The following is a 22,914-nucleotide window of genomic DNA, read 5'->3' on the forward strand; positions in this document are numbered from 1 at the left end:
CAGGCTGAGGCGCCGATTCCGTTTCGTCCAGCCGGTCGCGAACGGATGTCGGCGACCGCGGCAAATCCGCAACAGGGCGTCAGAGCGCCTGGACGGCTTCCAGCACCTGCTGGGCGTGGTTCGGCACTCGCACCTTGCGCCAGATGCGCACGATTTTCCCGTCCCGGATCAGGAAGGTCGAGCGGTCGATGCCCATGTAGGTGCGGCCGTAGAGGCTCTTCTCCACCCACGAGCCGTAGCGCGCGATCACGCCGCCCTCCGGATCCGAGCCGAGGACGATGCCCAGCCCGTGCTTGGCGGCGAACTTTTCGTGCGACTTCACGCTGTCCTTGGACACGCCGACCACCGTCGCGCCGGCCTTGGCGAACTCGGAGGCGAGGGCGGTGAAGTCCAGGGCCTCGCGGGTGCAGCCGCTCGTGTCGTCCTTGGGGTAGAAGTAGAGCACCAGCGTCTTGCCGGCGAAGTCGGAGAGGTGGACGGGACCGTCGGCCGTCTCCAGCTCGAAGTCGGGCGCCGCAGCGCCTTCGGTCACGTCCGCCATCGTCATGCTCCTCAGACCGGCTTCACCAGGACGATCTTCTTCTTGCCCGCGGCGAGCTTGACCACTCCGTCCACGAGATCGGCGGCGCTGACCGTACGGTTGCCATCGGTCACCTGCTGGTCGTTCACCCGCAGGCCGCCGCCCTGGGCCAGACGCCGCGCCTCGCCGCGAGAGCCGGCGAGGCCCGCGTCCGCAGCCAGCGCCGCGAGCACGATCCCGGCCTCGAGGTCGGCGCGCGGAACCTCATGGGTGGGCAGGTCGCCGGAGAGCCGGCCTTCCTCGAAGGCCGCCCGGGCCGCCGCTTCCGCCGCCTGGGCGGCCTCGGCGCCGTGCAGCATCCGGGTGGTCTCGTTCGCCAACACCTTCTTCGCCTCGTTGATCTCGGCGGCCTGCAGGGCTTCGAGCCGGGCGATCTCGTCCAGCGGCAGGTCGGTGAACAAGCGCAGGAAGCGGCCCACGTCCGCGTCCTCGGTGTTCCGCCAGAACTGCCAGTAGTCGTACGGGCTGAGCAGATCGGCGTTGAGCCACACCGCCCCCTGGGCGGTCTTGCCCATCTTGGCGCCCGAGGCGGTGGTCAGCAGCGGCGTCGTCAGGCCGAAGGCGGCCTTCTGGTCCATCCGCCGGACCAGCTCCACGCCGTTGATGATGTTGCCCCACTGGTCCGAGCCGCCCATCTGCAGCTGCACGCCCATGGTCCGGTTCAGGTGCCGGAAATCCACGGCCTGCATCAGCATGTAGTTGAACTCAAGGAAGGTCAGCGGCTGTTCGCGCTCCAGCCGCAGCCGGACGGAGTCGAAGGTCAGCATCCGGTTGACCGTAAAGTGCGGCCCGAACTCGCGGAGGAATTCGAGGTAGCCGAGCTTCGACAGCCAGTCGTCGTTGTTGACCATCACCGCGTCGCTGGGGCCGTCGCCGAAGGTCAGGAACTTCTCGAAGACGGTGCGGATGCCCGCCATGTTCCGGGCGATCTGCTCGTCGGTGAGGAGGGGGCGCTGGGTGTCCTTGAAGCTGGGGTCGCCCACCTTGGTCGTGCCGCCGCCCATCAGGACCACGGGCTTGTGGCCCGCCTGCTGCAGCCGTCGCAGCATCATGATCTGGATCAGGCTGCCCACGTGGAGGGACGTGGCCGTGGCGTCAAAGCCGATGTAGGCGGCGATCACGCCATTGGCGGCGGCCTGATCCAGCTCCTCCGGATGGCTGATCTGGTGAATGTAGCCGCGCGCCTGCAGCGTCGTCAGGAACTCGGACTTGAAGGCGGGCTCGGACATCTGGGGACTCGCAGGACTTGGACCGGCCGCCTCTAGCACGGGCGCGTCGGAAATTTCGAGGGACATGACAGGCTCCTTGGGGGGAAGGGGCCGGCGTCCTGTTGGCTTTTGGGGGAGTGCGCCGGCCGATGGTGCCGCAGGCGCAAAGTGATCGGGCGCCTGCGTCAGGGCAGGCGGTAATAGCGGCCGGTAAGATGGCGGCGTCCGATCATCGCGGCTAGCTAGCGATCTCCGGACATGGCAGTCAAGCTGACATGCGCGTGCTGGGATTCATGACCGGAACCTCTCTGGACGCCGTCGACATGGCGGTTCTTGAGACCGACGGCGAGGCGATCCTGGCGTTCGGGCCGGCCGGCGAGCGCAAACTGACCGAGCCCACCCGCGACATTCTCCTGGAAGCCACGGCGCAGGCGCTGAAGTGGGCGCGGGGGACCCCCGAACCGGCGATCTTCGCCGAGGCGCGGGCGGCGGTGGCCCGGGAGCACTTCGCGGCCGCCGAGTCCTTCATCGCCGAACACGGCCTGTCCTGGCGCGACCTCGACCTTCTGGGGATGCACGGCCAGACGGTCCTGCATGAACGGCCCAAGGGCGGAACCCTGGGCCGCACGGTGCAGCTGGGCGACGCGGCCCTGCTGGCGAAGCTCACGGGCCGGCCGGTCGCCCACGATTTCCGCACGGCCGACGTGGCCGCGGGCGGGGAGGGGGCGCCGCTCGCGCCGATCTATCACCTCGCCCGGGCGCGGGCCTCGGGCCTGGAGGCGCCGCTGGCGGTGCTGAACGTAGGCGGAGTGGCCAATGTCACCTTCTGGAACGGCGGAGATGACATCGCCGCCTTCGACACCGGACCCGGCAACGGGATGATCGACCTGCTGGTGCAGGCGCGCGGGGCCGGCCGCTATGACGCCGACGGGCGCTATGCGAGCGTGGGGCGGGCCGACGAGGCGGTGGTCCGGGCGCTGCTGGCCCATCCGTACTTCGAGGTCCCGCCGCCCAAGTCCCTCGACCGCTACGACTTCTCCCTGGAGCCGCTGGACGGCCTGCAGTTGGAGGATGCGGCGGCGACGCTGGTGGCCTTTACGGCCGAGGCGGTGAAGCGGGGCTTCGAACTGATGGGAGCCACCCCCACCGGGGTGATCGTCACCGGCGGGGGGCGCCGCAATCCCGAGATCATGAAGGCCCTGGCCGAGCGCCTGCCGGCTCCGGTCTCGGGGGCCGAGGATCATGGCTGGCGCGGCGACGCCATCGAGGCCGAGGCCTTCGCCTACCTGGCCGCCCGGACGGCCCGGGGCCTGCCGATCTCGTTTCCAAGGACCACCGGCGTGGCCCAGCCCATGACCGGCGGGCGCATTATCGAACCTTGAGAGTGGGGGAATGAACTCATGAAGGCTCATTGGATCGCCGGCGCGGCGCTCGCGCTCGTCCTGACCGCCGGCGCGCCGGCCATGGCGCAGGAGGCCGCCGGACCGTTCGACGCGGCGGTTTTCGCCGCCGCCGAGAAGGTGCAGCCCAAGGTCGTCGCATGGCGGCGCGACATCCACCAGCATCCTGAACTGGGCAACAACGAGGTTCGCACCGCCAAGCTGGTGGCGGACCACCTCAAGAAGCTGGGCATCGAGGTCCGCACCGGCGTCGCCAAGACCGGCGTCGTCGGGGTGCTGAAGGGCGGCAAGCCGGGCCCCGTAGTCGCCCTCCGGGCCGACATGGACGCCCTGCCGGTGACCGAACAGACGGGCCTGCCGTTCGCCTCCAAGGTGCGCGCCACCTTCAATGGCCAGGAGACGGGCGTCATGCACGCCTGCGGCCATGACGCCCACGTGGCCATCCTGATGGGCGCCGCTGAGGTCCTGGCCGGCATGCGCGACCAGATTCCCGGCACGGTGGTGTTCCTGTTCCAGCCGGCCGAGGAAGGTCCGCCGGTGGGCGAGGAGGGCGGCGCGCCCCTGATGGTGAAGCAGGGCGTGCTCGAGAACCCCAAGGTGGACGCGGTGTTCGGCCTGCATGTGGTGCCGGGCGACGCCGGCCAGCTCCTGTGGCGGCCGGGCCCGATGATGGCGGCCTCGGATCGCTACGAGATCAAGCTGAAGGGCAAGCAGACCCACGGGGCCAACCCTTGGAACGGGGTCGATATCGCCTCGATGCAGGCCGAGATCATCCTCGCCTTCAATCAGATCGCCGCCCGTCAGATCAACGTCACCCGCACCCCCACCATCCTGACGGTGGCCACGGTGCACGGCGGCGTGCGCTACAACATCATCCCGGACGATTTCACCCTGGCCGGCACGCTGCGGACCTTCGATCCCGAGCTGCGCAAGGACGTCATGGCGCGGGCGGAGAAGGCGGTGGAGAGCATCGCCGCGCGCTACGGGGGAGAAGGCAAGATCGAGTGGGGCACGCCCAATCCGGTGACCACCAACGATCCGGCGCTCACCGCCAAGATGAAGCCGAGCCTGGCCCGCGCGGCCCGCGGCCGGATCCGGGACGACATCGACTACATCACCGGCGCCGAGGATTTCTCCTACTACCAGCAGCAGGTCCCCGGCCTGTTCTATGACCTGACCATCGGCAATCCGCCGGGGGTGAACCACTCGCCGTTCTTCGACGTGGTGGACGAGAGCGCCATGGAAGTGGGCGTGCGTGCCCAGGTCCTGACGGCGCTGGATTTCCTGGCGTCGGGCGGGAAGTAGCCCTCCGGCCTCACGCCGGCGAACCACGGATCAGGGCGGCGCGGGGGAGACCCGGCCGCCCTTTTTCATGGCCTGCGAGCGCCGAACTTCGCCCTTGCCGTTCAAACAAACGTTCGGCACGCTGAACGTCGATAACAAACAAGGCGGGAGGAACGCCCATGGCCGATGACGCCCTCAAGATCGACGACCTGGGGTTCGATCCCGACGCCCTGGCGCGGAAGTACCGGGAAGAACGCGACCGGCGCCTGCGCCAGGACGCCAACGAGCAGTACGTCGAGATGGCGGGGCGCTTCGCCCACTACCTTGAGGACCCCTATGTGGAGCCGGGCTTTAGCCGTCCGCCCCTGACCGACGAGGTCGAGGTGGTGGTGATCGGCGGCGGGTTCGGCGGCCTGCTGGCGGGGGCGCGCCTGCGCGAGCAGGGGATCAACGACATCCGCATCATCGAGAAGGGCGGCGACTTCGGCGGCACCTGGTACTGGAACCGCTACCCCGGCGCGGCCTGCGACATCGAGAGCTACATCTACCTGCCGCTCCTCGAGGAGGTTGGCTACGTCCCCGTGGAGAAGTACTCCCGGGCGCCCGAGATTCTGCGCCACAGCCGGGCGATCGGCGAGAAGTTCGACCTCTACCGCAACGCCTGCTTCCAGACCGAGGTCACGGACCTGTCCTGGGACGAGGACTCCGCGCGCTGGATCATCCGAACCAACCGCGACGACGCCATGAAGGCGCGCTTCGTGATCATGGCCGCGGGTCCGCTCCACCGGCCCAAACTGCCCGGCATCCCGGGCGTGGAGAGCTTCAAGGGCCATTCCTTCCACACCAGCCGCTGGGACTACGACTACACGGGCGGCGACTCCAACGGCGGCCTCACGGGGCTGAAGGACAAGCGGGTCGGCATCATCGGCACCGGCGCCACGGCGGTGCAGTGCATCCCGCACCTCGGCGAATGGGCCAAGGAGCTCTACGTCTTCCAGCGCACGCCTTCGTCCATTGATGTGCGCAACAACCGGCCGACCGATCCGGAGTGGGTGAGGAACCTGAGGCCCGGCTGGCAGCAGCAGCGGATGGACAACTTCAACATCCTCGTCTCGGGCGGCTTCGCCGAGGAGGATCTCGTCAACGACGGCTGGACCGACATCATCGGCAACATCCTGCTCCTGGCCCGGCGCAAGGCGGAGGCGGGCGAGCCGGTGCAGGACCCCGCCGCGCTGATGCAGCTGGCCGACTTCAAGAAGATGGAGCAGGTCCGCGCCCGGGTGGACGCCATCGTCAAGGACAAGGCCACGGCCGAGGCCCTGAAACCCTGGTACAACCAGTTCTGCAAGCGGCCCTGCTTCCACGACGAATATCTGGCCACCTTCAACCGCCCCAACGTCCATCTGGTGGACACCAAGGGGCGGGGCGTCGAGCGGATCACCGAGCATTCGGTGATCGCGGCCGGGCGCGAGTACGAGGTGGACTGCCTGATCTACGCCACGGGCTTCGAGGTCGGCACCGACTACACCCGGCGGGCGGGCTACGAGGTCCACGGCCGCGGCGGCCGCACCCTGACCGAGGCGTGGAAGAACGGCGCCGAGACCCTGCACGGGCTGCTCAGCCGGGGCTTCCCCAACTGCTTCATCGTCTCGAAGGTGCAGTCCGGCTTCTCGGCCAACTTCCCGCACATGATCAACGAGCAGGTGAAGCACATCGCCTACATCGTCCGTAACGCCGCCGAGCGGCAGGCCCGCACTGTCGAGCCCACCCAGGAGGCCCAGGACGCCTGGGTCGACACCATCGTGAAGCTGTCGGTGATGCGCGAGCAGTTCCTGAAGGAGTGCACGCCCGGCTACTACAACAACGAGGGCAAGGTGGAGCTGATGAACAAGAAGAACAGCTCCTACGGCGCCGGGCCCGTGGCCTTCACCAGGGTGCTGGAGGAATGGCGGGCCGCGGGCGATCTGAACGGGCTGGAGCTGACCGCCTGACCCTTCTGCTCTAGGAGTTGACGCCGCACCGTCCGGCGCGGGCGGCAAGTGTAGGAGTGACCATGTCTGAACAGAATCTGCGGCCCGAAACCCTGGTGGTGCATGCCGGCTGGCGGGCGGACCCGACCACCGGCTCCGTCGCCGTGCCGATTCATCAGACCACGTCCTACCAGTTCCGCGACGCCGACCACGCCGCCTCGCTGTTCGCCCTGCAGGAGCTGGGGAACATCTACACGCGGATCATGAACCCCACGACCGACGTGCTGGAAAAGCGCATCGCGGCGCTGGAGGGCGGCGTGGGGGCCCTGGCGGTGGCTTCGGGCCAGGCGGCCTCGGCCTTCGCGATCCAGAACCTGGCGCGGGCCGGGGACAATGTCGTCAGCTCCACGGCGCTTTACGGCGGCACCTGGAACCTGTTCGCCAACACCCTGAAGGATCAGGGCATCGAGGTCCGCTTCGTCGATCCGTCCGATCCGGAGAACTTCCGCCGCGCCACCGACGAGCGCACCCGGGCCTACTACGGCGAGACCCTGCCGAACCCGAAGCTTGAGGTCTTCCCGATCGCCGAGGTGGCCGCCATCGGTCGGGAGCTCGGCATCCCGCTGATCATGGACAACACGGCCGCGCCGTTCCTGTGCCGGCCGCTGGAGCACGGCGCGGCGGTGGTGGTCTATTCGGCCACCAAGTACCTGGGCGGCCACGGCACCTCCATCGGCGGCCTGATCGTGGACGGCGGGACCTTCGACTGGGAGGCCCGGCCCGAGCGCCAGCCGCTGCTGAACACGCCTGACCCGTCCTACCATGGCGCGGTCTGGACCCAGGCCGTGAAGCCGCTGGGGCCCATCGCCTACATCCTGCGCGCGCGGGTGATCCTGCTGCGTGACCTCGGCGCGGCCCTGTCGCCGTTCAACGCCTTCCAAATTCTCCAGGGGATCGAAACCCTGGCCCTGCGCATGGAGCGCCACTGCGACAACAGCCGGCGCGTGGCCGAGCACCTGGCGCGCCGGAAGGGCGTGACCCGGGTGATCCACCCCTCGCAGCAGTCGGGCGAGGCCCGCGCCCGGGCCGACCGCTACCTGAAGGGCGGCTACGGCGGCCTGCTGGGCTTCGAACTGGAAGGCGGCGTGGAGGCCGGGCGCAAGTTCATCGACGCCCTGAAGCTTTTCTACCACGTGGCCAACATCGGCGACGCCCGGAGCCTCGCCATCCATCCGGCCTCGACCACCCATTCGCAGCTCAGCCCCGAGGAGCAGGCCGCCACCGGCGTCTCCCCGGGCTATGTGCGGCTGTCGATCGGCATCGAGCACATCGACGACATCCTGGCCGACCTGGAGCAGGCGCTCGCCGCGGCGGGCGTCTAGGCTGCTCCACCGCGCGCGGAGCCTGCGCCCCAGGTTCCGCGCCGGGCGGCGCCCCTTTGCGGGCGCGGCCTTGCGCGCCAAGCTGGCGGCTTCGTTCCGGAGGTTCCGCCCATGCGTCCTGCGTCGCTCGCCCTGCTGCTCGTCCCGGTTCTGACCTTCGCCGCCTGTGGCGGCCGGGGAGAGGAGGCCGGGGCTTCGGCGCCTGCCCAGGCCCAGCCGGCGGCCCGGGCGCCCGACCCGACGCCGCTGCCGGCCACCGATCCCGCCGCGCCCAGGTTCGTCTTCCCCGTCGCCTGCCGCCTGGGTCAGGACTGCAGAATCCAGCGTTACATGGACCGCGATCCCGGCCCGGGTGTTCTGGACTATCGCTGCGGCGCAGCCACCAACGACGGCCACGAGGGGCTGGACATCCGCCTGCCCGACATGACCGCCCAGGCCCGGGGCGTCGCCGTGCTGGCGGCCGCGCCTGGCAAGGTCCTGCGGGTCCGCGACGGCGTGGCGGACGTTTCGGCGCGGGTCGTGGGGGCTGAGGCCGTCACCAACATCGGTTGCGGCAATGCGGTGGTGATCGACCACGGGAACGGCTGGACCAGCTCCTATTGCCACATGGCCCAGGGCAGCGTGCAGGTGAAGCCGGGGGACGAGGTCGCCGCAGGCCAGCCCCTCGGTCGCATCGGCCTCTCTGGCCTGACGGAATATCCGCACCTGCATTTCAGCGTGCTGCGGGGCGGAGTGCTCACCGATCCCTTTGCGCCCGGCCCCGTGGCGCCTGGCGCCTGTCCGGCCCAGGCCTCGCTGTGGAGCGCCGAGGCGGCGCGGGCTCTGGCCTATCGCCCGGGCGCGATCCTCAACGCCGGGTTCGCGGGCGAGCCGATGAACATGGATCGCGTCGAATCCGGCCAGTTCACCCCCGCCGGTCCCGATGCGCCGGCCCTGGTGGCCTACATGCGGGCGATCTCGCTGCTGGCGGGAGATTCCCTGCAGCTGTCGCTCACTGGTCCGGGCGGCGAGGTGCTGGCCGAGACGACGACCGAGCCCATGGCCCAGACCCGCGCCCACCAGCTGCAGTTCATCGGCAAGCGCCGTCCGCCGGGCGGCTGGCCCCCGGGCGTCTATCGGGCCGAGCTGCGGATTCTGCGGGACGGGAAGGTGTGGGCCGAGAAGCGGATCGAGACCCGCTTCTAGCCGTGAGGCGCTAGGCTCAAGTCAGGTGAGGGTGACGTATAGCTCGCTCTCGATCACCCACTGGCCCGTGATTTTGCGCCAGACGGCCAGATAGCGCCCGCCCATGGGCGGATGGCCCTTCCAGTCGGCGGTCCAGCGCCCGGCTTCGGCGGCGCGCAGGCCGGCGGCGTCCGGCTCCACCGTCTCGGTCTGTCGGACATAGGTGACGAAGTCGGGATCGGCGAACTGGCCGGCGAATGCCTCCATCACCTGGTCCGCGCCCAGGATCAGGGCGCCGTCGCCGACCACCAGCTTCACGTCCGGCGCGAAGAACGGCCGCAGCCGCGCCGCCTCATGGGCGGCGATCAGCTTGTTGGTCAGCCGTCGACGCGCGCGGATGGCGTCCTCGGGGGACGTGGCCATCAGGCCGGGGTCGCCTCGAGGCGCTTGTCGAGATAGGCGCCGACCCGGCTTTCCACGTCGGGCAGGTTCTCGGTCCAGAAGTGGCTGGCTCCGTCCACCACGTCATAGTCGATGACGATGCCCTTCTGGGTGCGCAGCTTCGAGACCACGCGCTCCACCTCCACCGGCGGCACCACCGTGTCGGCTCCGCCGTGCAGGATCAGGCCCGAGGCCGGGCAGGGGGCCAGGAACGAGAAGTCGTAGGCGTTGGTCGGCGGCGACACCGAGATGAAGCCGTCCGTCTCGGGGCGACGCATCAGCAGCTGCATGCCGATCCAGGCGCCGAACGAATAGCCGGCCACCCAGCACTGGGAAGCGGCGGGATTGGTCGCCTGCAGCCAGTCGAGGGCGGTGGCCGCGTCCGCCAGCTCGCCGATGCCGCCGTCGAACTCGCCCTGGCTGCGCCCCACGCCCCGGAAGTTGAAGCGCAGGACGGAGAAGCCGCGCTTCATGAAGATGTGGAAGAGCTGGACGGCCACGGGGTTGTTCATCTGGCCGCCGGCCTTGGGGTGCGGGTGCAGGATGAGGGCGACCGGTGCGGTCTCGCTCTTGCCCTGCGAATAACGGCCTTCGATCCGCCCGGCGGCGCCGGTCAGAACAACCTCTGGCATCTAGACCCCTCTTAGTCGGCCCCGAATACTTGACTACGGCGCTTGGTCTTCCTAAGTCGCGACCATCCGGAAGCGACGGGTTCCAAAGCTCCGCGCGAGGCGCGGCTTGTAGCACAGGCCGCTCCGGATGCGCGCGAAAACTGCATCGGGTTCAGACTCATGCGTCTCTCCACGAAAGGCCGCTACGCCGTCATGGCGATGGCCGACCTCGCCCGCCGGGAAGGCGAGGCCGCCCGGGCGGTGGCGCTAGCCGACATCGCCGCCCGGCAGGAGATTTCGCTGTCCTACCTGGAGCAGTTGTTCGCCCGCCTGCGCCGCAAGGGCCTCGTGAAGTCGGCCCGGGGGCCGGGCGGCGGCTATCGCCTGGCGCGGCCGGCCGACGCCACCACCATCGCCGAGATCGTCCACGCCGTGGACGAGCCCCTGCGCGCCACCCGCTGCGAGAAGGCCGGCCAGGGCTGCATGATCCGCGGCGAGCGCTGCCTGACCCATGACCTGTGGGCCGACCTCGGCCGCCAGATCGAGGACTACCTTTCCTCTGTGAGCCTCGCCGACGTCATCGGGGGCCGTCTGCGGAACGGCCGGGTGGCGGCGTGAGCGGTCCCGTCTATCTCGACAACAACGCCACCGCCCCGGTGCGACCGGAGGCGGTCGACGCGGTCGTCCGGGCCCTGGGCGTGACCGGCAACGCCTCTTCGATCCATGCCTGTGGCCGCGCCGCCCGCGCCATCATGGAGCAGGCGCGGGAGGAGGTGGCCGGTCTCGTGGGCGCCGCGCCGGCCAATATCGTCTTCACCAGCGGTGGCGCCGAGGCCAACAACCTCGTCATCGACAGCGCCGTGGCGGCAGGCGCCCGGCGACTGATTGTCTCCGCCATCGAGCACGCCACCGTGCTCGAGGCCGCCAAGGCTGCGGCGGCGGAGTTGGAGTTGCTGCCCGTGACTCCCGACGGGGCGGCCGATCTGGCCTGGCTGGCCGAGCGCCTGTCCCGCTGGGACCCCGCCGACGGGCGGCCGTTCGTGGCCCTGATGCTCGCCAACAACGAGACCGGCGTGATCCAGCCGGTGGCCCAGGCCGCCGAACTTGTGCGCGCGGCCGACGGCTGGCTGCATGTGGACGCCATCCAGGCCGTGGGAAAGCTGCCGGTCGACATGGCCGCCCTGGGCGCCGACACCCTGACCCTGTCCGGCCACAAGATCGGCGCGCCCCAGGGCGTGGGCGCCCTGGCCTTCGGGCCCCGCGCCGTCCTGACCCGCCGTCAGCACGGGGGGGGGCATGAGCGCGGACGCCGCGCCGGCACCGAGAACATCCCAGGCATCGCCGGCCTGGGCGCGGCCGCCAAGGTCCTGCGCGCCTCGCTGTCCGACAATACCCGCCAGCAAGCCTGGCGGGACGCCGCCGCCGAACGCCTGAAGGCCGTCGGCGCCATCGTCATGGGCGAGGCTGCGCCGCGGCTGCCCACCACCCTCAACGTCGCCGCCCCCGGCTGGTCCTCGGACCTGCAGGTCATGGCCCTGGACCTGGCCGGGATCATGGTCAGCGCCGGCTCGGCCTGCTCCTCGGGCAAGGTCAAGGCGAGCCACGTCCTCCTGGCCATGGGGCAGGGCGATCTCGCCGGCTGCGCCATCCGGGTCAGCGGCGGCTGGAATACAACCGAGGCGGACTGGAGCCGGTTCGTGGACGTGTGGCTTGAGGCCCATGCCCGCCACGTCGCCCGGCACGGCGCGCCACGAAAGGAAATCGCCTGATGGCCGCCGTCAAACAGACCGTCGAACACGTCCAGAGCCTTGAAAAGTACAAGCACGGCTTTGTCACCGAGATCGACCAGGAGTTCGCGCCCAAGGGCCTGAACGAGGACATCGTCCGCTTCATCTCGGCCAAGAAGGACGAGCCGGAGTGGATGCTGGAATGGCGCCTTGAGGCTTTCCGCCGCTGGCTGGCCCTGGAGGAGCCGGCCTGGGCCAAGGTCAGCTTCCCGCGCATCGACTACCAGGACCTGCACTACTACGCCGCGCCCAAGGCCAGGACCGGCCCCAAGAGCCTGGACGAGGTCGATCCCGAACTGCTGGAGACCTACAAGAAGCTGGGCATCCCGCTGAAGGAGCAGGAGGTCCTGGCCGGCGTGCAGGGCGCGCCCCGCTATGCGGTCGATGCGGTGTTCGACAGCGTGTCCGTGGTCACCACCTTCAAGAAGGAGCTGGCCCAGGCCGGGGTCATCTTCTGCTCCATGAGCGAGGCGATCCGCGAGCACCCGGAGCTGGTGCGCCAGTACCTCGGCTCGGTGGTGCCGGTGAGCGACAACTATTTCGCCTGCCTGAACAGCGCGGTCTTCTCGGACGGCAGTTTCGTCTACGTCCCGCCGGGCGTGCGCTGCCCCATGGAACTGTCCACCTATTTCCGGATCAACGCCGAGAATTCAGGCCAGTTCGAGCGCACCCTGATCATCGCCGACAAGGGAGCCTACGTGTCGTATCTGGAGGGCTGCACCGCCCCGATGCGTGACGAGAACCAGCTGCACGCCGCGGTGGTGGAGCTGGTGGCCCTGGACGATGCCGAGATCAAATATTCCACGGTCCAGAACTGGTACCCGGGCGACCCGGAGACCGGGAAGGGCGGCATCTACAACTTCGTCACCAAGCGCGCCGACTGCCGCGGCGACCGCTCCAAGGTCTCCTGGACCCAGGTGGAGACGGGCTCGTCCATCACCTGGAAGTATCCCTCCTGCGTCCTGCGCGGGAACGAGAGCGTCGGCGAGTTCTACTCCATCGCCATCACCAACGGCCGCCAGCAGGCCGACACCGGCACCAAGATGATCCATCTCGGGGCCAACACCCGCTCGCGGATCATCTCCAAGGGCATCAGCGCCGGGAAGAGCTCCAACACCTACCGCGGCCTGGTCTCGGCCCACCCCAAGGCCAAGGGCGCGCGGAACTTCACCCAGTGCGACAGCCTGCTGATCGGCAAGTCGTGCGCCGCCCACACCGTGCCCTACATCGAGGCCCGCAACGGCCAGGCGGTGTTCGAGCACGAGGCCACCACGACCCGGCTCTCCGAGGACCAGCTGTTCTACGCCATGCAGCGCGGCCTCTCCCAGGAGGAGGCGGTCCAGCTGCTGGTGAACGGCTTCGTCAAGGACGTGCTGCAGGAACTTCCCATGGAGTTCGCCGTCGAGGCCCAGAAGCTGGTGGCCATCAGCCTCGAAGGAAGCGTCGGCTGATGACCGCGCCCTTCGTCACCCATCCCGAGTTCGTCGCCCGCGAGGCCCGCTAGAATGCTGTCCGTTTCCAACCTGCACGCCGCCGTCGAAGGCAAGGAGATCCTCAAGGGACTGTCCCTCGACGTGCCCGCCGGCGAGGTGCACGCCATCATGGGGCCGAACGGGGCGGGCAAGTCGACGCTGTCGTATGTCCTCACCGGCCGTGACGGCTATGAGGTGACCGAGGGCGCGGCGACCCTCGACGGCGAGGATTTGCTGGCGCTGGAGCCCAACGAGCGGGCGGCCCGGGGCGTGTTCCTCTCGTTCCAGTATCCGCTGGAGATCCCCGGCGTGCCGGCCCTGACCTTCATCCGCACGGCCCTGAACGCCCAGCGCAAGGCGCGCGGCGAGGCGGAGATCAGCGCGCCTGAGTTCCTGAAGCTCGCCAAGGCCAAGGCCGCCGAGCTGAAGATCGACTTCGAGATGCTCAAGCGGGCGCTCAACGTCGGCTTCTCCGGCGGTGAGAAGAAGCGGATGGAAATCCTTCAAATAGCGATGCTTTCGCCGCGTCTGCTGATCCTCGACGAGACTGACTCCGGCCTCGACATCGACGCTCTGCGGATTGTCGCTGACGGGGTGAACGCCCTGCGCTCGCCCGACCGCGCCATGCTGGTGATCACCCACTATCAGCGGCTGCTCGACTACATCAAACCCGACCGGGTCCACGTCCTGGCGGGCGGCCGCATCGTCGCCTCGGGCGGTCCGGAACTGGCGCTCGAACTGGAGCGCGAGGGCTATGACAAGTACGCGAGGGCCGCGTGAGCGTCGCCGCCGCCATCCGCGCCCGCGACCCTGCGGAGCTGCCCGGAAAGCGTGACGAGGACTGGCGCTGGACCGACCTGCGCGGCCTGATCCGCGAGGTGCCGGCGCCCTCGACGCCTCTCGATCCGGGGAGCCTGGGCGCCGGGCCGTTCGACGGCCTGGCCGACGAGGTGCAGATCGTCGCCAACGGCGGCGAGCCCGTCCGCATCGAGGTCGCCCCCGGCGCCGATCACACCGTGGCCCTGCGCCTCGTCTCCCGCGGCGACGGCGCCCACGCCGCCCAGGTTTCGGTGCATGTGGCCCGGGGCGGGCGGCTTACCCTGCTGGAGAGCTACGAAGGCGAGGGCGCCTATCTGGCCCACGCGCAACTCAGCCTCGCGATCTGCGGGGAGGCCGCGGTGGAACGCATCGTCCTCGCCGCCGACGATGGCGAGGCGGTCTCGGTCAGCCAGGCCGAGGTTGAGCTGGAGCCCGGCGCGGGCTTCGCCCAGACGATCCTCACCACCGGCGCCCGCCGCCAGCGGCTGGAGACGCGGGTGCGCCACCCCGGCGGCCACGCCCGCCTGCGTCTGGACGGGGTCTATGTCCTGGCCGACAGGCGTCACGGCGACCTGACGACGGTGGTGGAGCATCGCGCCGTCGACGGGACCACCGAGCAGCTCACCAAGGGCGTGGTCCGCGACCAGGCCCGGGGCGTGTTCCAGGGCCGGATCATCGTCGCCGAGGGCGCCGACCGCACCGACGCCCGCATGGGCCACCATGCGCTCATCCTGTCCGATCGGGCCGAGATCGACGCCAAGCCCGAGCTGGAAATCTATGCGGACGACGTGGCCTGCGCCCACGGCAATACGGTGGGCGCCCTGGACGAGGACGCCCTGTTCTACGCCCGCCAGCGGGGCATCCCCGAGGCCGAGGCCCGGGTGCTGCTGACCGCCGCGTTCCTCGGGGAGGTGGTCGACCGCATCGGCCACGAGGCCGCCCGCGACCTTGCCGCCGACTGGCTGTCGGAGACGCTGCGCTGATGGCCTTCGACGTTTCACAGGTGCGCGCGGAGTTCCCGATCCTGGCGCGAGAAGTTCACGGCAAGCCGTTGATCTACCTGGACTCTGCGGCCTCGGCCCAGAAGCCGAGGGTGGTGATTGAGGCCATGGTGCGGGCCATGGAGCACTCTTACGCCAACGTCCATCGCGGCCTGCACACCCTCGCCAACGAGACCACCGACGCCTACGAGGCGGCACGCCGGAAGGTGGCCGGCTTCCTCAATGCGGCCGAGCACGAGATCGTCTTCACCAAGGGCGCCACCGAGGCGGTGAATCTGGTGGCTGCGGGCCTCGGCGCGCGGCTGCAGGCGGGCGACGAGATCGTCATCTCCGAGATGGAGCACCACGCCAACATCGTCCCCTGGCATTTCCTGCGCGAGCGGCAGGGCGTGGTGCTGAAGTGGGCGCGGGTGACCGACGACGGGACCCTGGACCTCGATCACTTCCAGAGCCTGCTGGGTCCGAAGACCAGGGTCGTGGCGCTGACCCACATGTCCAATGTCCTGGGCACGATCAACGACGCCAAGGCCCTGGCGCGCATGGCGCACGAGGCCGGGGCCCTGGTGCTGTTCGACGGCTGCCAGGCCATCGTCCACAAGCCCGTGGATGTGAAGGACCTCGACGCCGATTTCTACGTCTTCTCGGGGCACAAGCTGTACGGCCCTACCGGCATCGGCATCCTCTACGGCAAGGCCGAGCTCCTGAAGGCCCTGCCGCCGTATCAGGGCGGGGGCGAGATGATCGGCACGGTCGCGCAGGAGGCGATCACCTATGCCGACCCGCCGCATCGGTTCGAGGCGGGGACGCCGCCGATCCTTGAGGCCATCGGCCTGGGCGCCGCCATCGACTGGCTGGCCGGGCAGGACCGGGCCGCCATCGCCGAGCACGAACATCGCCTCTACCGCCGGGTGGAGGAGCGGCTCGCGGGCGCCAACTGGCTGAAGGTGATCGGGACGGCGGCCGGGAAGGGGGCCATCCTGTCCTTCACTGTGGACGGCGCTCACGCCCATGACGTGGCCCAGATCCTCGACCGCTATGGCGTCGCCGTACGGGCGGGGACCCACTGCGCCGAGCCGCTGATGCGGCGTTTCGGCGTCACGTCGAGCGCCCGAGCCTCCTTCGCCCTATATAACACCGAGGAAGAGGCGGACGCCTTCGTGGACGCGCTTCTCAAGACGCAGGCATTCTTTGCGTAAGATGGACGGAATGGACGACGGCGCCTCGATCGAAACCCAGCCCTCCACCCCGCTGTCGCAGGCGGAGCTGGACCGGCTGACGGATCAGCTCATCGAGAAGCTGAAGACCGTGTACGACCCTGAGATCCCGGTCGACATCTACGAGCTGGGCCTGATCTATCGGGTGGACGTCTCGGACGAGAAGGACGTGGCCATCGACATGACCCTGACCGCGCCGGGCTGCCCGGTGGCCGGCGACATGCCCGGCTGGGTCGAGGAGGCGGTGAAGGAGATCCCCGAGGTCCGCTCGTGCCGCGTCGAACTGGTCTTCGACCCGCCGTGGGACCCCTCGCGCATGAGCGACGAGGCCAAGCTCCAGCTCAATATGTTCTGATGGCGAACCTGGAAGTCACCCCTCAGCCGCACCGGCGGCGCCCGCGCCCCAAGGTGGTCACGCTCACCGAGCGGGCGGCCGAGCGCGTGCGCGAGATCATGGCCAAGGCCGACAAGCCCTATGTGGGGCTGCGCGTCGGGGTGAAGAACGGCGGCTGCGCCGGCCAGGAATATGTCCTGGAATACGCCGACCGCATCGATCCCCTGGACGAGGTGGTCGAGGACAAGGGCGTCACCATCCTGGTGGAGCCCAAGGCGGTGCTGTTCCTGATCGGTTCCGAGATCGATTACGAGGTCAGCAAGCTCTCGGCCAAGTTCGTGTTCCACAATCCGAACGAGACCGACGCCTGCGGCTGCGGCGAGAGCGTCACCATCCAGCCGGCCAAGCTGGACTAGCCCCGCCGGGCGGCAGGCGCCGGCGTCACCGTCCGGTCGACGGCGACGCCCGGGCGGCCGGCCCTAGCGGCCTTTAAACTGCGCCGGTCGCTTTTCGAGGAAGGCCAGGACGCCTTCCCGGGCGTCCGCGGTGCGGCCCGCATCGCCCTGGGCGTAGGCCTCGGCCTCGAGCTGCAGATGCCAGGGGGCGTCAAGGGCGTCCCAGACGAGGTTGCGGGTCATGCCCAGGGAGGCCGGCCCCTCGGCCAGGGCGCGGGCGTAGGCGAGGGTGGCCTCCATCAAGTCGCCGTCGGGGACGCACTTGTTGATGAGCCCCCATTCGGCCGCCGTCTTGGCGGCAAGCTTCTCGCCCAGCAGCATCAGCTCCATGGCCCGGGCCTTGCCCACCAGGCGCGGCAACAGCCAGGTGGCGCCGCCGTCCGGCACCAGGCCGATCCGCCGGAAGGCGAGCAGGAAATAGGCGCTTTCGGCCGCCACCGTGAGGTCGCAGGCCAGCGCCAGGGACACGCCCACGCCCGCCGCCACGCCATTGACCCCGGCCACCACCGGCTTGGGCGAGCGGCGCATCATGGTCACGAACGGGTTGTAGACCTTGAGCAGCGCCTGGTTCGGGCCCTTGCCGGAATCGGACACGCGCCCGCCCGACAGATTGGCCCCGGAGCAGAAGCCCCGGCCTTCGCCGGTGATGACGATGGCGCGCACCGCATCGTCGTCTACGAGGCCCGTGAAGGCGGCCGCGAGCTGCTCCATCAGCTCCATGCCCGCGGCGTTGAGGGTGTTGGGATCGGACAGCGTGATGACGCCGATGCCGCCCTCGACCTGCGTGCGCACCTTGTTCGCGGCTTGAGCGCCGTCCATCACGTCCTCCCTTCGGCTCCAGTTTGGCTGGATTGAAGGGAAGATACCCCGGCGTCAGCCAAGGGGAAACGTCAGGGCCTTTTAAGCGGCCGCGGCGATGGGGTCGGCGCAGGAGGTGCGGTTGCGGCCGCCGCGCTTGGAGGCGTAGAGGGCGCCGTCCGCCCGCTCGATCAGGCTGGCCGGGGCCTCGCCGGCTTTCCGTTCGGCGATCCCGGCCGAGATGGTGATTGCCCCCAGGTCCTCGTTGGTCGAGCGCCGCTTGAGGATCCGGGAGGAGACCTCCTCGCGCACGGCCTCCAGCACGGCGAGGGCGGTGCGCGCCGTCTCGCCGGGGAAGATGATGGCGAACTCCTCGCCGCCGTAGCGCGCCGAAAGCCGCGGGGCCGGGCTGGAGCGCCCGATCACCCCCGCCACATAGCGGATCACCTGGTCGCCGGTCTGGTGGCCCCAGGTGTCGTTGAAGCTCTTGAAGTGGTCGATGTCGACCACCGCCAGGGTGACGGCGGCGTCCGGCTCGGCGCAGGCCCGCGCCAGCGCCTCGTCGAAGGCCTTGCGGTTGGCCAGGCCCGAGAGGGCGTCGGTCATGGCGTCCCGGCGCACCTGTTCCAGATGCTCCCGCAGGCGGGTCAGTTCGGCCGTGGTGTCGTGCAACTGCAGTTCGAGGGCATGGTTCTCCTCCCGCACCTTGCGGGTGGCGACGGTCAGGCTCTCCACCATGGCCTTGATCGCCTGGGCGTCCTCGCCGTCGAGGGACTCGCTGGCGTCGGCTAGCTGCTGGCCATAGGCCTCGGAACTCTCGCGGGCGGACTCGATGGCCCGGGAGACGCTGTCCAGTTCCTTGGACAGGGTCTGGCCGGCTTCTAGGATCTCGCCGTTCAGCTTGACCTTGGGCAGGTACTGGGCGGCCAGCTGCTCGCCCACGGCGTCGGTGAAGGGCTCGCCCGAGCCGATCAGGCTGTCGATCTCCGAGGCCAGGGCGGAGTCCCGCGCCGCCACATAGTGCACCCAGAGCTCGAAATTGAGCGTCGTCGGCCAGACGTGGTTGGCCTCCATGGCCTGAATGGCCTTGCGCGCCAGTTCGTAGGCCTTCGGGCCCCGCAGTGATGCTTCTACATCGGTCGACATACGCCGCGCCTCACAACCCCCCGGCCGCGTTGGCGTCACGGCCGACGCGGAGGCTAGGGCAGACGGGCAAACGCCCGGTTAAGGCGGCGAACGGAGGTCAGTCGTCCTTGGCGCGGGGCGGGGGACGCAGGAGGAAGGCGGGGATGTCGGCGCCGAAGCCCACCACCTGGCCGCCCTCGTCGCGCTCGGCGCGGCGGGGACGCTCGCTGCGGTCGCTCCGTTCCGCCCGTTCGGCCCGGGCCGGACGCTCGGCGCGCTCGGCGCGTTCCGGCCGCTCCCGGCGGGGCCGCGGGGCCGGAGCCTCCTCGGCGGCCGCCTCGGGGGCGGCCTGGGGGGCGGCCTGGGGGGCGGCAGCCTCCACGACGGCTTCCTCACGGACCGGGCGCTCGGCGCGGGGCTTGCGATCGCGGGTGCGTTCGCGGCTGCTGCGGCCGCCGTCCTTGCTGCGGCCGCGACCGGCGCGGGGCTCGTCCTTGATGTTCTCCCAGTCGAGGTCGAGGGTGACCGTCTCGGGCGTTTTGCCGATCAGCTTCAGGACCTTGTCCAGGTTCTTGGCGTCGGCCGGCGTGGTGATCATGAACGCCTCGCCCGTCCGCCCGGCCCGTCCGGTCCGGCCGATGCGGTGGACGTAGTCGTCCGCATGGTGCGGCACGTCGAAGTTGAAGACGTGGCTCACCGCCGGGATGTCCAGGCCGCGGGCGGCCACGTCCGAGGCCACCAGCAGCTTCAGGCCGCCGTTGCGGAAGTTCTCCAGCGTCCGCATCCGCGTCGCCTGGTCGAGGTCCCCGTGGATCGCGGCGGCGTCGAAGCCGTGCTTTTTCAGAGACTTGGCGACGATGTCGACTTCGGTCTTGCGGTTGCAGAAGACGATGCCGTTGTTGATGTCCGAGCGGTTGATCAGCTCGCGCAGCGCCGTGCGCTTGGCCTTGGGATCGGTCGTCGGGATCGGCGCCAGGTACTGGGTGATGGTCTCGGCGGTGGTGGCCGGGCGGGCCACCTCGATGCGCACCGGATCCTTCAGGAACTGCTTGGTCAGCCGGGTGATCTCGGGCGGCATGGTCGCCGAGAAGAACAGGGTCTGCTTGGCCGCCGGCGTCAGCTTGAAGATGCGCTCGAGGTCCGGGATGAAGCCCATGTCCAGCATGCGGTCGGCCTCGTCGACCACCATGATCTGCACGCCGGTCATCAGCAGCTTGCCGCGCTCGAAGTGGTCGAGGAGGCGGCCGGGCGTGGCGATCAGGACGTCCACGCCCCGGTCGAGCTTCTGCTCCTGGTCCTTGAAGGACACGCCGCCGATCAGCAGCGCCCAGGACAGCTTCTGTCCGGCGGCGTACTTCTCGAACGAGGCGGCGACCTGGTCGGCCAGTTCGCGGGTGGGGGCGATGACCAGCGCTCGCGGCATCCGCGCCTTGGCGCGGCCGGCCGCCAGCCGGTCGATCATCGGCAGGGTGAAGGCGGCGGTCTTGCCGGTGCCCGTCTGCGCGATGCCGAGCACGTCCTTGCCCACGAGGGCGACGGGAATGGCCTGGGCCTGGATGGGCGTGGCGGTGGTGTAGCCGGTTTCGGCGACGGCCTTTAGGGTCGCAGGCGACAGGCCTAGATCAGAGAATTCGGTCATTAGCTACCGGTAGGGCGGCGCTCGCCTGACATGACAGGCAGGGGCGCGCGACGGCGCGGGCGGACATCGCCGCGCGCGCGGAACATACGGAGAGGTCCGCCTAAGTCAACGCACTCACGGTTATTCGGGCTCCATCGGGCGCAATTGCCGCTCCGTGGAGCACCGTGCGCCGCCCTCAGATGTCGAGGTCCGCGGCGGCGAATTCGGCGTTTTCCTGGATGAACCGGAAGCGCAGCTCGGGCTTGCGGCCCATCAGCGCCTCCACCAGGTCCTCCACCGTCTCCTCGGCCCGGGGCAGGACCACGCGGGCGAGGGTCCGCGTCTTCGGGTCCATGGTGGTTTCCTTGAGCTGGCTGGGCATCATCTCGCCCAGACCCTTGAACCGACTGATCTCGGGCTTCTTGCCCTTGAACTCGGTGGCCAGCAGCTCGTCCCGGTGGGCGTCGTCCTTGGCATAAACCGCCTTGCCGCCGTGGCTGATCCGGTAGAGCGGCGGCAGCGCCAGGTACAGACGGCCCGAGCGGATCAGGTCGGGCATGGTCCGGAAGAAGAAGGTGATCAGCAGGCTGGCGATGTGGGCGCCGTCCACGTCGGCGTCCGTCATGATGATGATGCGCTCGTAGCGCAGATCCTCTTCCTTGAACTTCGAGCCGGGCTGGACGCCCAGGGCCAGAAGCAGGTCGGACAGCTCCTTGTTGCCGCCGAACTTGTCGGTGGACGCCGAGGCCACGTTCAGGATCTTGCCGCGCAGGGGCAGGATGGCCTGGTTGCGCCGGTCGCGGGCCTGCTTGGCCGAACCGCCGGCGCTGTCGCCCTCCACCAGGAACAGCTCGGCGCCGTCGATGGCGTTGCCGGCGCAGTCCGCCAGCTTGCCCGGGAGGCGCAGCTTGCGGGTGGCCGAGGCCCGGGCGACCTCCTTGTCCTTGCGCCGCTTCAGGCGCTCCTCGGCGCGCTCCACGACGAACTGGAGGAGCGCGTTGGCGGCCTTGGGCTGGGCGGTGAGCCAGTGGTCGAAGGGGTCGGCGATCGCCTTTTCCACCAGCCGCTGGGCCTCGGTGGACGAGAGCTTCTCCTTGGTCTGGCCCTGGAATTCGGGGTCGCGGATGAACACGCTGACCAGGCTGCCGGCCTGGGCCACCACGTCGTCGGCGGTGATGATGCCGCCGCGCTTCTCGCCGACCAGCTCGGCATACTGCTTCAGGCCGCGGGTGAGCGCGGCGCGGAAGCCGCTCTCGTGGGTGCCGCCCTCGGGGGTCGGCACGGTGTTGCAGTAGGACTGGATGAAGCTGTCGGCCTCGCCGAAGCCGGCCGGCGTCCAGGCGACGGCCCATTCCACCTTGCCCGCCTCGCCCGGGCGCTCATAGCGGCCGGTGAAGGGTTCGGGGGTCACCGTCTCGAGCCCCTTGATCCGCTCGGCCAGGAAGTCCGCCAGACCGTTGGGGAACCGGAAGATGGCCTCGGGCGGGGTCTGGTCGTGGATGCGCGCGGGATCGCACTTCCAGCGGATTTCGACGCCCCCGAAGAGGTAGGCCTTGGAGCGCGCCATGCGGTAGAGGCGCGCCGGCTTGAAGGCGCAGCCCTCGCCGAAGATGATCGGGTCGGGCAGGAAGGTGATCGAGGTGCCCTTCTTGCGGGTCGGGCCGATACGCTCGATGGCGCCCAGGGGCTTGCCCCGGGTGAAGGCCTGCCGCCACTCGAAGCCGTCCTTGTAGACCGTCACCTCGACGCGTTCGGACAGGGCGTTGACCACCGACACGCCCACGCCGTGCAGGCCACCCGAGGTCTCATAGGCCTTGCCCGAGAACTTCCCGCCCGAGTGCAGGACGGTCATGATCACTTCCAGGGCCGACTTGCCCGGATGCTTCGGGTGAGGGTCCACGGGAATGCCGCGGCCGTCGTCGCGGACGGTGAGGGCGCCTTCGGCGTCCAGGGTCACCTCGATGACCTTGGCATGGCCGGCCACCGCCTCGTCCATGGCGTTGTCCAGCACTTCGGCGAACAGGTGGTGCAGGGCCCGCTCGTCGGTGCCGCCGATGTACATGCCCGGACGCTTGCGGACCGGCTCCAGCCCTTCGAGGACCTCGATGTCCTTGGCCGAATAGCCGCTGCTCGGCTTGGCCGTGGCGGCCGCCGGCTCGGGACGCGGCTCATGGGTCTCCGCCAGCGGCGCGGCCGGCGTCGGGTTGAGGGCGTCGTCGAAGAGCGAGGCTTGAGCGGTTTTCGGGGACAT

21 protein-coding genes are annotated in these 22,914 nt (G+C 69.6%); 13 read left to right on the forward strand and 8 right to left on the reverse strand.

Going from position 1 to position 22,914, the window contains the following annotated elements:
• Positions 1-79: 79 nt before the first annotated feature.
• Positions 80-541: a peroxiredoxin gene (locus BO64_RS09985; RefSeq protein ID WP_496403141.1), complete on the reverse strand. Its 462-nt coding sequence runs from the start codon at positions 539-541 to the stop codon at positions 80-82.
• A gap of 11 nt (positions 542-552) precedes the next feature.
• Complete coding sequence (gene tyrS / locus BO64_RS09990) at positions 553-1,809, reverse strand: tyrosine--tRNA ligase (protein ID WP_496403142.1); 1,257 nt, start codon at positions 1,807-1,809, stop codon at positions 553-555.
• Between the two features lie 254 nt (positions 1,810-2,063).
• Between tyrS and BO64_RS09995 the strand changes: the two genes are divergently transcribed.
• The 5 genes from BO64_RS09995 to BO64_RS10015 all read left to right on the forward strand — a co-directional run bounded on the left by BO64_RS09995 (position 2,064) and on the right by BO64_RS10015 (position 9,009).
• Positions 2,064-3,170, forward strand: coding sequence for an anhydro-N-acetylmuramic acid kinase (locus BO64_RS09995; RefSeq protein WP_496403143.1), 1,107 nt, complete (start codon positions 2,064-2,066; stop codon positions 3,168-3,170).
• An 18-nt stretch (positions 3,171-3,188) separates the two neighbouring features.
• Positions 3,189-4,493, forward strand: coding sequence for an amidohydrolase (locus BO64_RS10000; RefSeq protein ID WP_496403144.1), 1,305 nt, complete (start codon positions 3,189-3,191; stop codon positions 4,491-4,493).
• Positions 4,494-4,651: 158 nt separating this feature from the next.
• A complete protein-coding gene (locus BO64_RS10005; RefSeq protein WP_496403145.1) occupies positions 4,652-6,463 on the forward strand; it encodes a flavin-containing monooxygenase in 1,812 nt (603 codons plus the stop codon).
• A 62-nt stretch (positions 6,464-6,525) separates the two neighbouring features.
• A complete protein-coding gene (locus tag BO64_RS10010) occupies positions 6,526-7,824 on the forward strand; it encodes an O-acetylhomoserine aminocarboxypropyltransferase/cysteine synthase family protein (protein ID WP_496403146.1) in 1,299 nt (432 codons plus the stop codon).
• Between the two features lie 111 nt (positions 7,825-7,935).
• Positions 7,936-9,009 (forward strand): M23 family metallopeptidase, encoded by a 1,074-nt coding sequence (locus BO64_RS10015; protein ID WP_496403147.1) that lies wholly within the window; start codon positions 7,936-7,938, stop codon positions 9,007-9,009.
• A gap of 21 nt (positions 9,010-9,030) precedes the next feature.
• Here the strand turns inward: BO64_RS10015 and BO64_RS10020 are convergent, their stop codons facing one another.
• Entirely contained in the window at positions 9,031-9,411 is a 381-nt protein-coding gene (locus tag BO64_RS10020) for a YybH family protein (protein ID WP_496403148.1), read from the reverse strand.
• Complete coding sequence (locus tag BO64_RS10025; RefSeq protein ID WP_496403149.1) at positions 9,411-10,061, reverse strand: alpha/beta hydrolase; 651 nt, start codon at positions 10,059-10,061, stop codon at positions 9,411-9,413. The genes BO64_RS10020 and BO64_RS10025 overlap by 1 nt, the downstream gene beginning before the upstream one ends.
• Positions 10,062-10,220: 159 nt before the next feature.
• On the opposite strand from BO64_RS10025, the gene BO64_RS10030 reads away from it, so the two are divergent.
• Genes BO64_RS10030 through BO64_RS10065 form a run of 8 tightly spaced genes read left to right on the forward strand, consistent with a single transcriptional unit; the run spans position 10,221 to position 17,083 of the window.
• On the forward strand, positions 10,221-10,658 hold the full coding sequence (locus BO64_RS10030; RefSeq protein WP_496403150.1) for an Rrf2 family transcriptional regulator: 438 nt from the start codon (positions 10,221-10,223) through the stop codon (positions 10,656-10,658).
• Positions 10,655-11,809: a cysteine desulfurase family protein gene (locus tag BO64_RS10035; protein WP_496403151.1), complete on the forward strand. Its 1,155-nt coding sequence runs from the start codon at positions 10,655-10,657 to the stop codon at positions 11,807-11,809. Before BO64_RS10030 ends, BO64_RS10035 begins: the two co-directional genes overlap by 4 nt.
• Positions 11,809-13,278 carry a Fe-S cluster assembly protein SufB gene (sufB, locus tag BO64_RS10040; protein WP_496403152.1) on the forward strand — a complete coding sequence of 490 codons (1,470 nt, stop codon included), beginning with the start codon at positions 11,809-11,811 and terminating at the stop codon, positions 13,276-13,278. Before BO64_RS10035 ends, sufB begins: the two co-directional genes overlap by 1 nt.
• Before the next feature lie 54 nt (positions 13,279-13,332).
• Positions 13,333-14,079 carry a Fe-S cluster assembly ATPase SufC gene (sufC, locus tag BO64_RS10045; RefSeq protein ID WP_496403153.1) on the forward strand — a complete coding sequence of 249 codons (747 nt, stop codon included), beginning with the start codon at positions 13,333-13,335 and terminating at the stop codon, positions 14,077-14,079.
• A complete protein-coding gene (gene sufD / locus BO64_RS10050) occupies positions 14,076-15,101 on the forward strand; it encodes a Fe-S cluster assembly protein SufD (protein WP_496403154.1) in 1,026 nt (341 codons plus the stop codon). Before sufC ends, sufD begins: the two co-directional genes overlap by 4 nt.
• Positions 15,101-16,315: a cysteine desulfurase gene (locus BO64_RS10055; RefSeq protein WP_496403155.1), complete on the forward strand. Its 1,215-nt coding sequence runs from the start codon at positions 15,101-15,103 to the stop codon at positions 16,313-16,315. Before sufD ends, BO64_RS10055 begins: the two co-directional genes overlap by 1 nt.
• Positions 16,316-16,325: 10 nt before the next feature.
• The gene (locus BO64_RS10060; RefSeq protein WP_496403156.1) at positions 16,326-16,688 is read left to right on the forward strand and encodes an SUF system Fe-S cluster assembly protein; all 363 of its coding nucleotides are present in this window, start codon (positions 16,326-16,328) and stop codon (positions 16,686-16,688) included.
• Positions 16,688-17,083: a HesB/IscA family protein gene (locus tag BO64_RS10065; protein WP_496403157.1), complete on the forward strand. Its 396-nt coding sequence runs from the start codon at positions 16,688-16,690 to the stop codon at positions 17,081-17,083. Before BO64_RS10060 ends, BO64_RS10065 begins: the two co-directional genes overlap by 1 nt.
• 63 nt (positions 17,084-17,146) lie before the next feature.
• Here BO64_RS10065 and BO64_RS10070 read toward each other — a convergent pair whose 3' ends face one another.
• From BO64_RS10070 to parE, 4 genes are all read right to left on the reverse strand, one after another.
• On the reverse strand, positions 17,147-17,941 hold the full coding sequence (locus tag BO64_RS10070; protein ID WP_496403158.1) for an enoyl-CoA hydratase/isomerase: 795 nt from the start codon (positions 17,939-17,941) through the stop codon (positions 17,147-17,149).
• 81 nt (positions 17,942-18,022) lie between these two features.
• Positions 18,023-19,066 carry a GGDEF domain-containing protein gene (locus BO64_RS10075; protein ID WP_496403159.1) on the reverse strand — a complete coding sequence of 348 codons (1,044 nt, stop codon included), beginning with the start codon at positions 19,064-19,066 and terminating at the stop codon, positions 18,023-18,025.
• A 97-nt stretch (positions 19,067-19,163) separates the two neighbouring features.
• A complete protein-coding gene (locus tag BO64_RS10080) occupies positions 19,164-20,684 on the reverse strand; it encodes a DEAD/DEAH box helicase (protein ID WP_496403160.1) in 1,521 nt (506 codons plus the stop codon).
• Between the two features lie 175 nt (positions 20,685-20,859).
• Positions 20,860-22,914, reverse strand: a complete 2,055-nt coding sequence (gene parE, locus BO64_RS10085) for a DNA topoisomerase IV subunit B (protein WP_496403161.1) — start codon at positions 22,912-22,914, stop codon at positions 20,860-20,862.

Source organism: Phenylobacterium composti DSM 19425 (genome assembly GCF_059568645.1).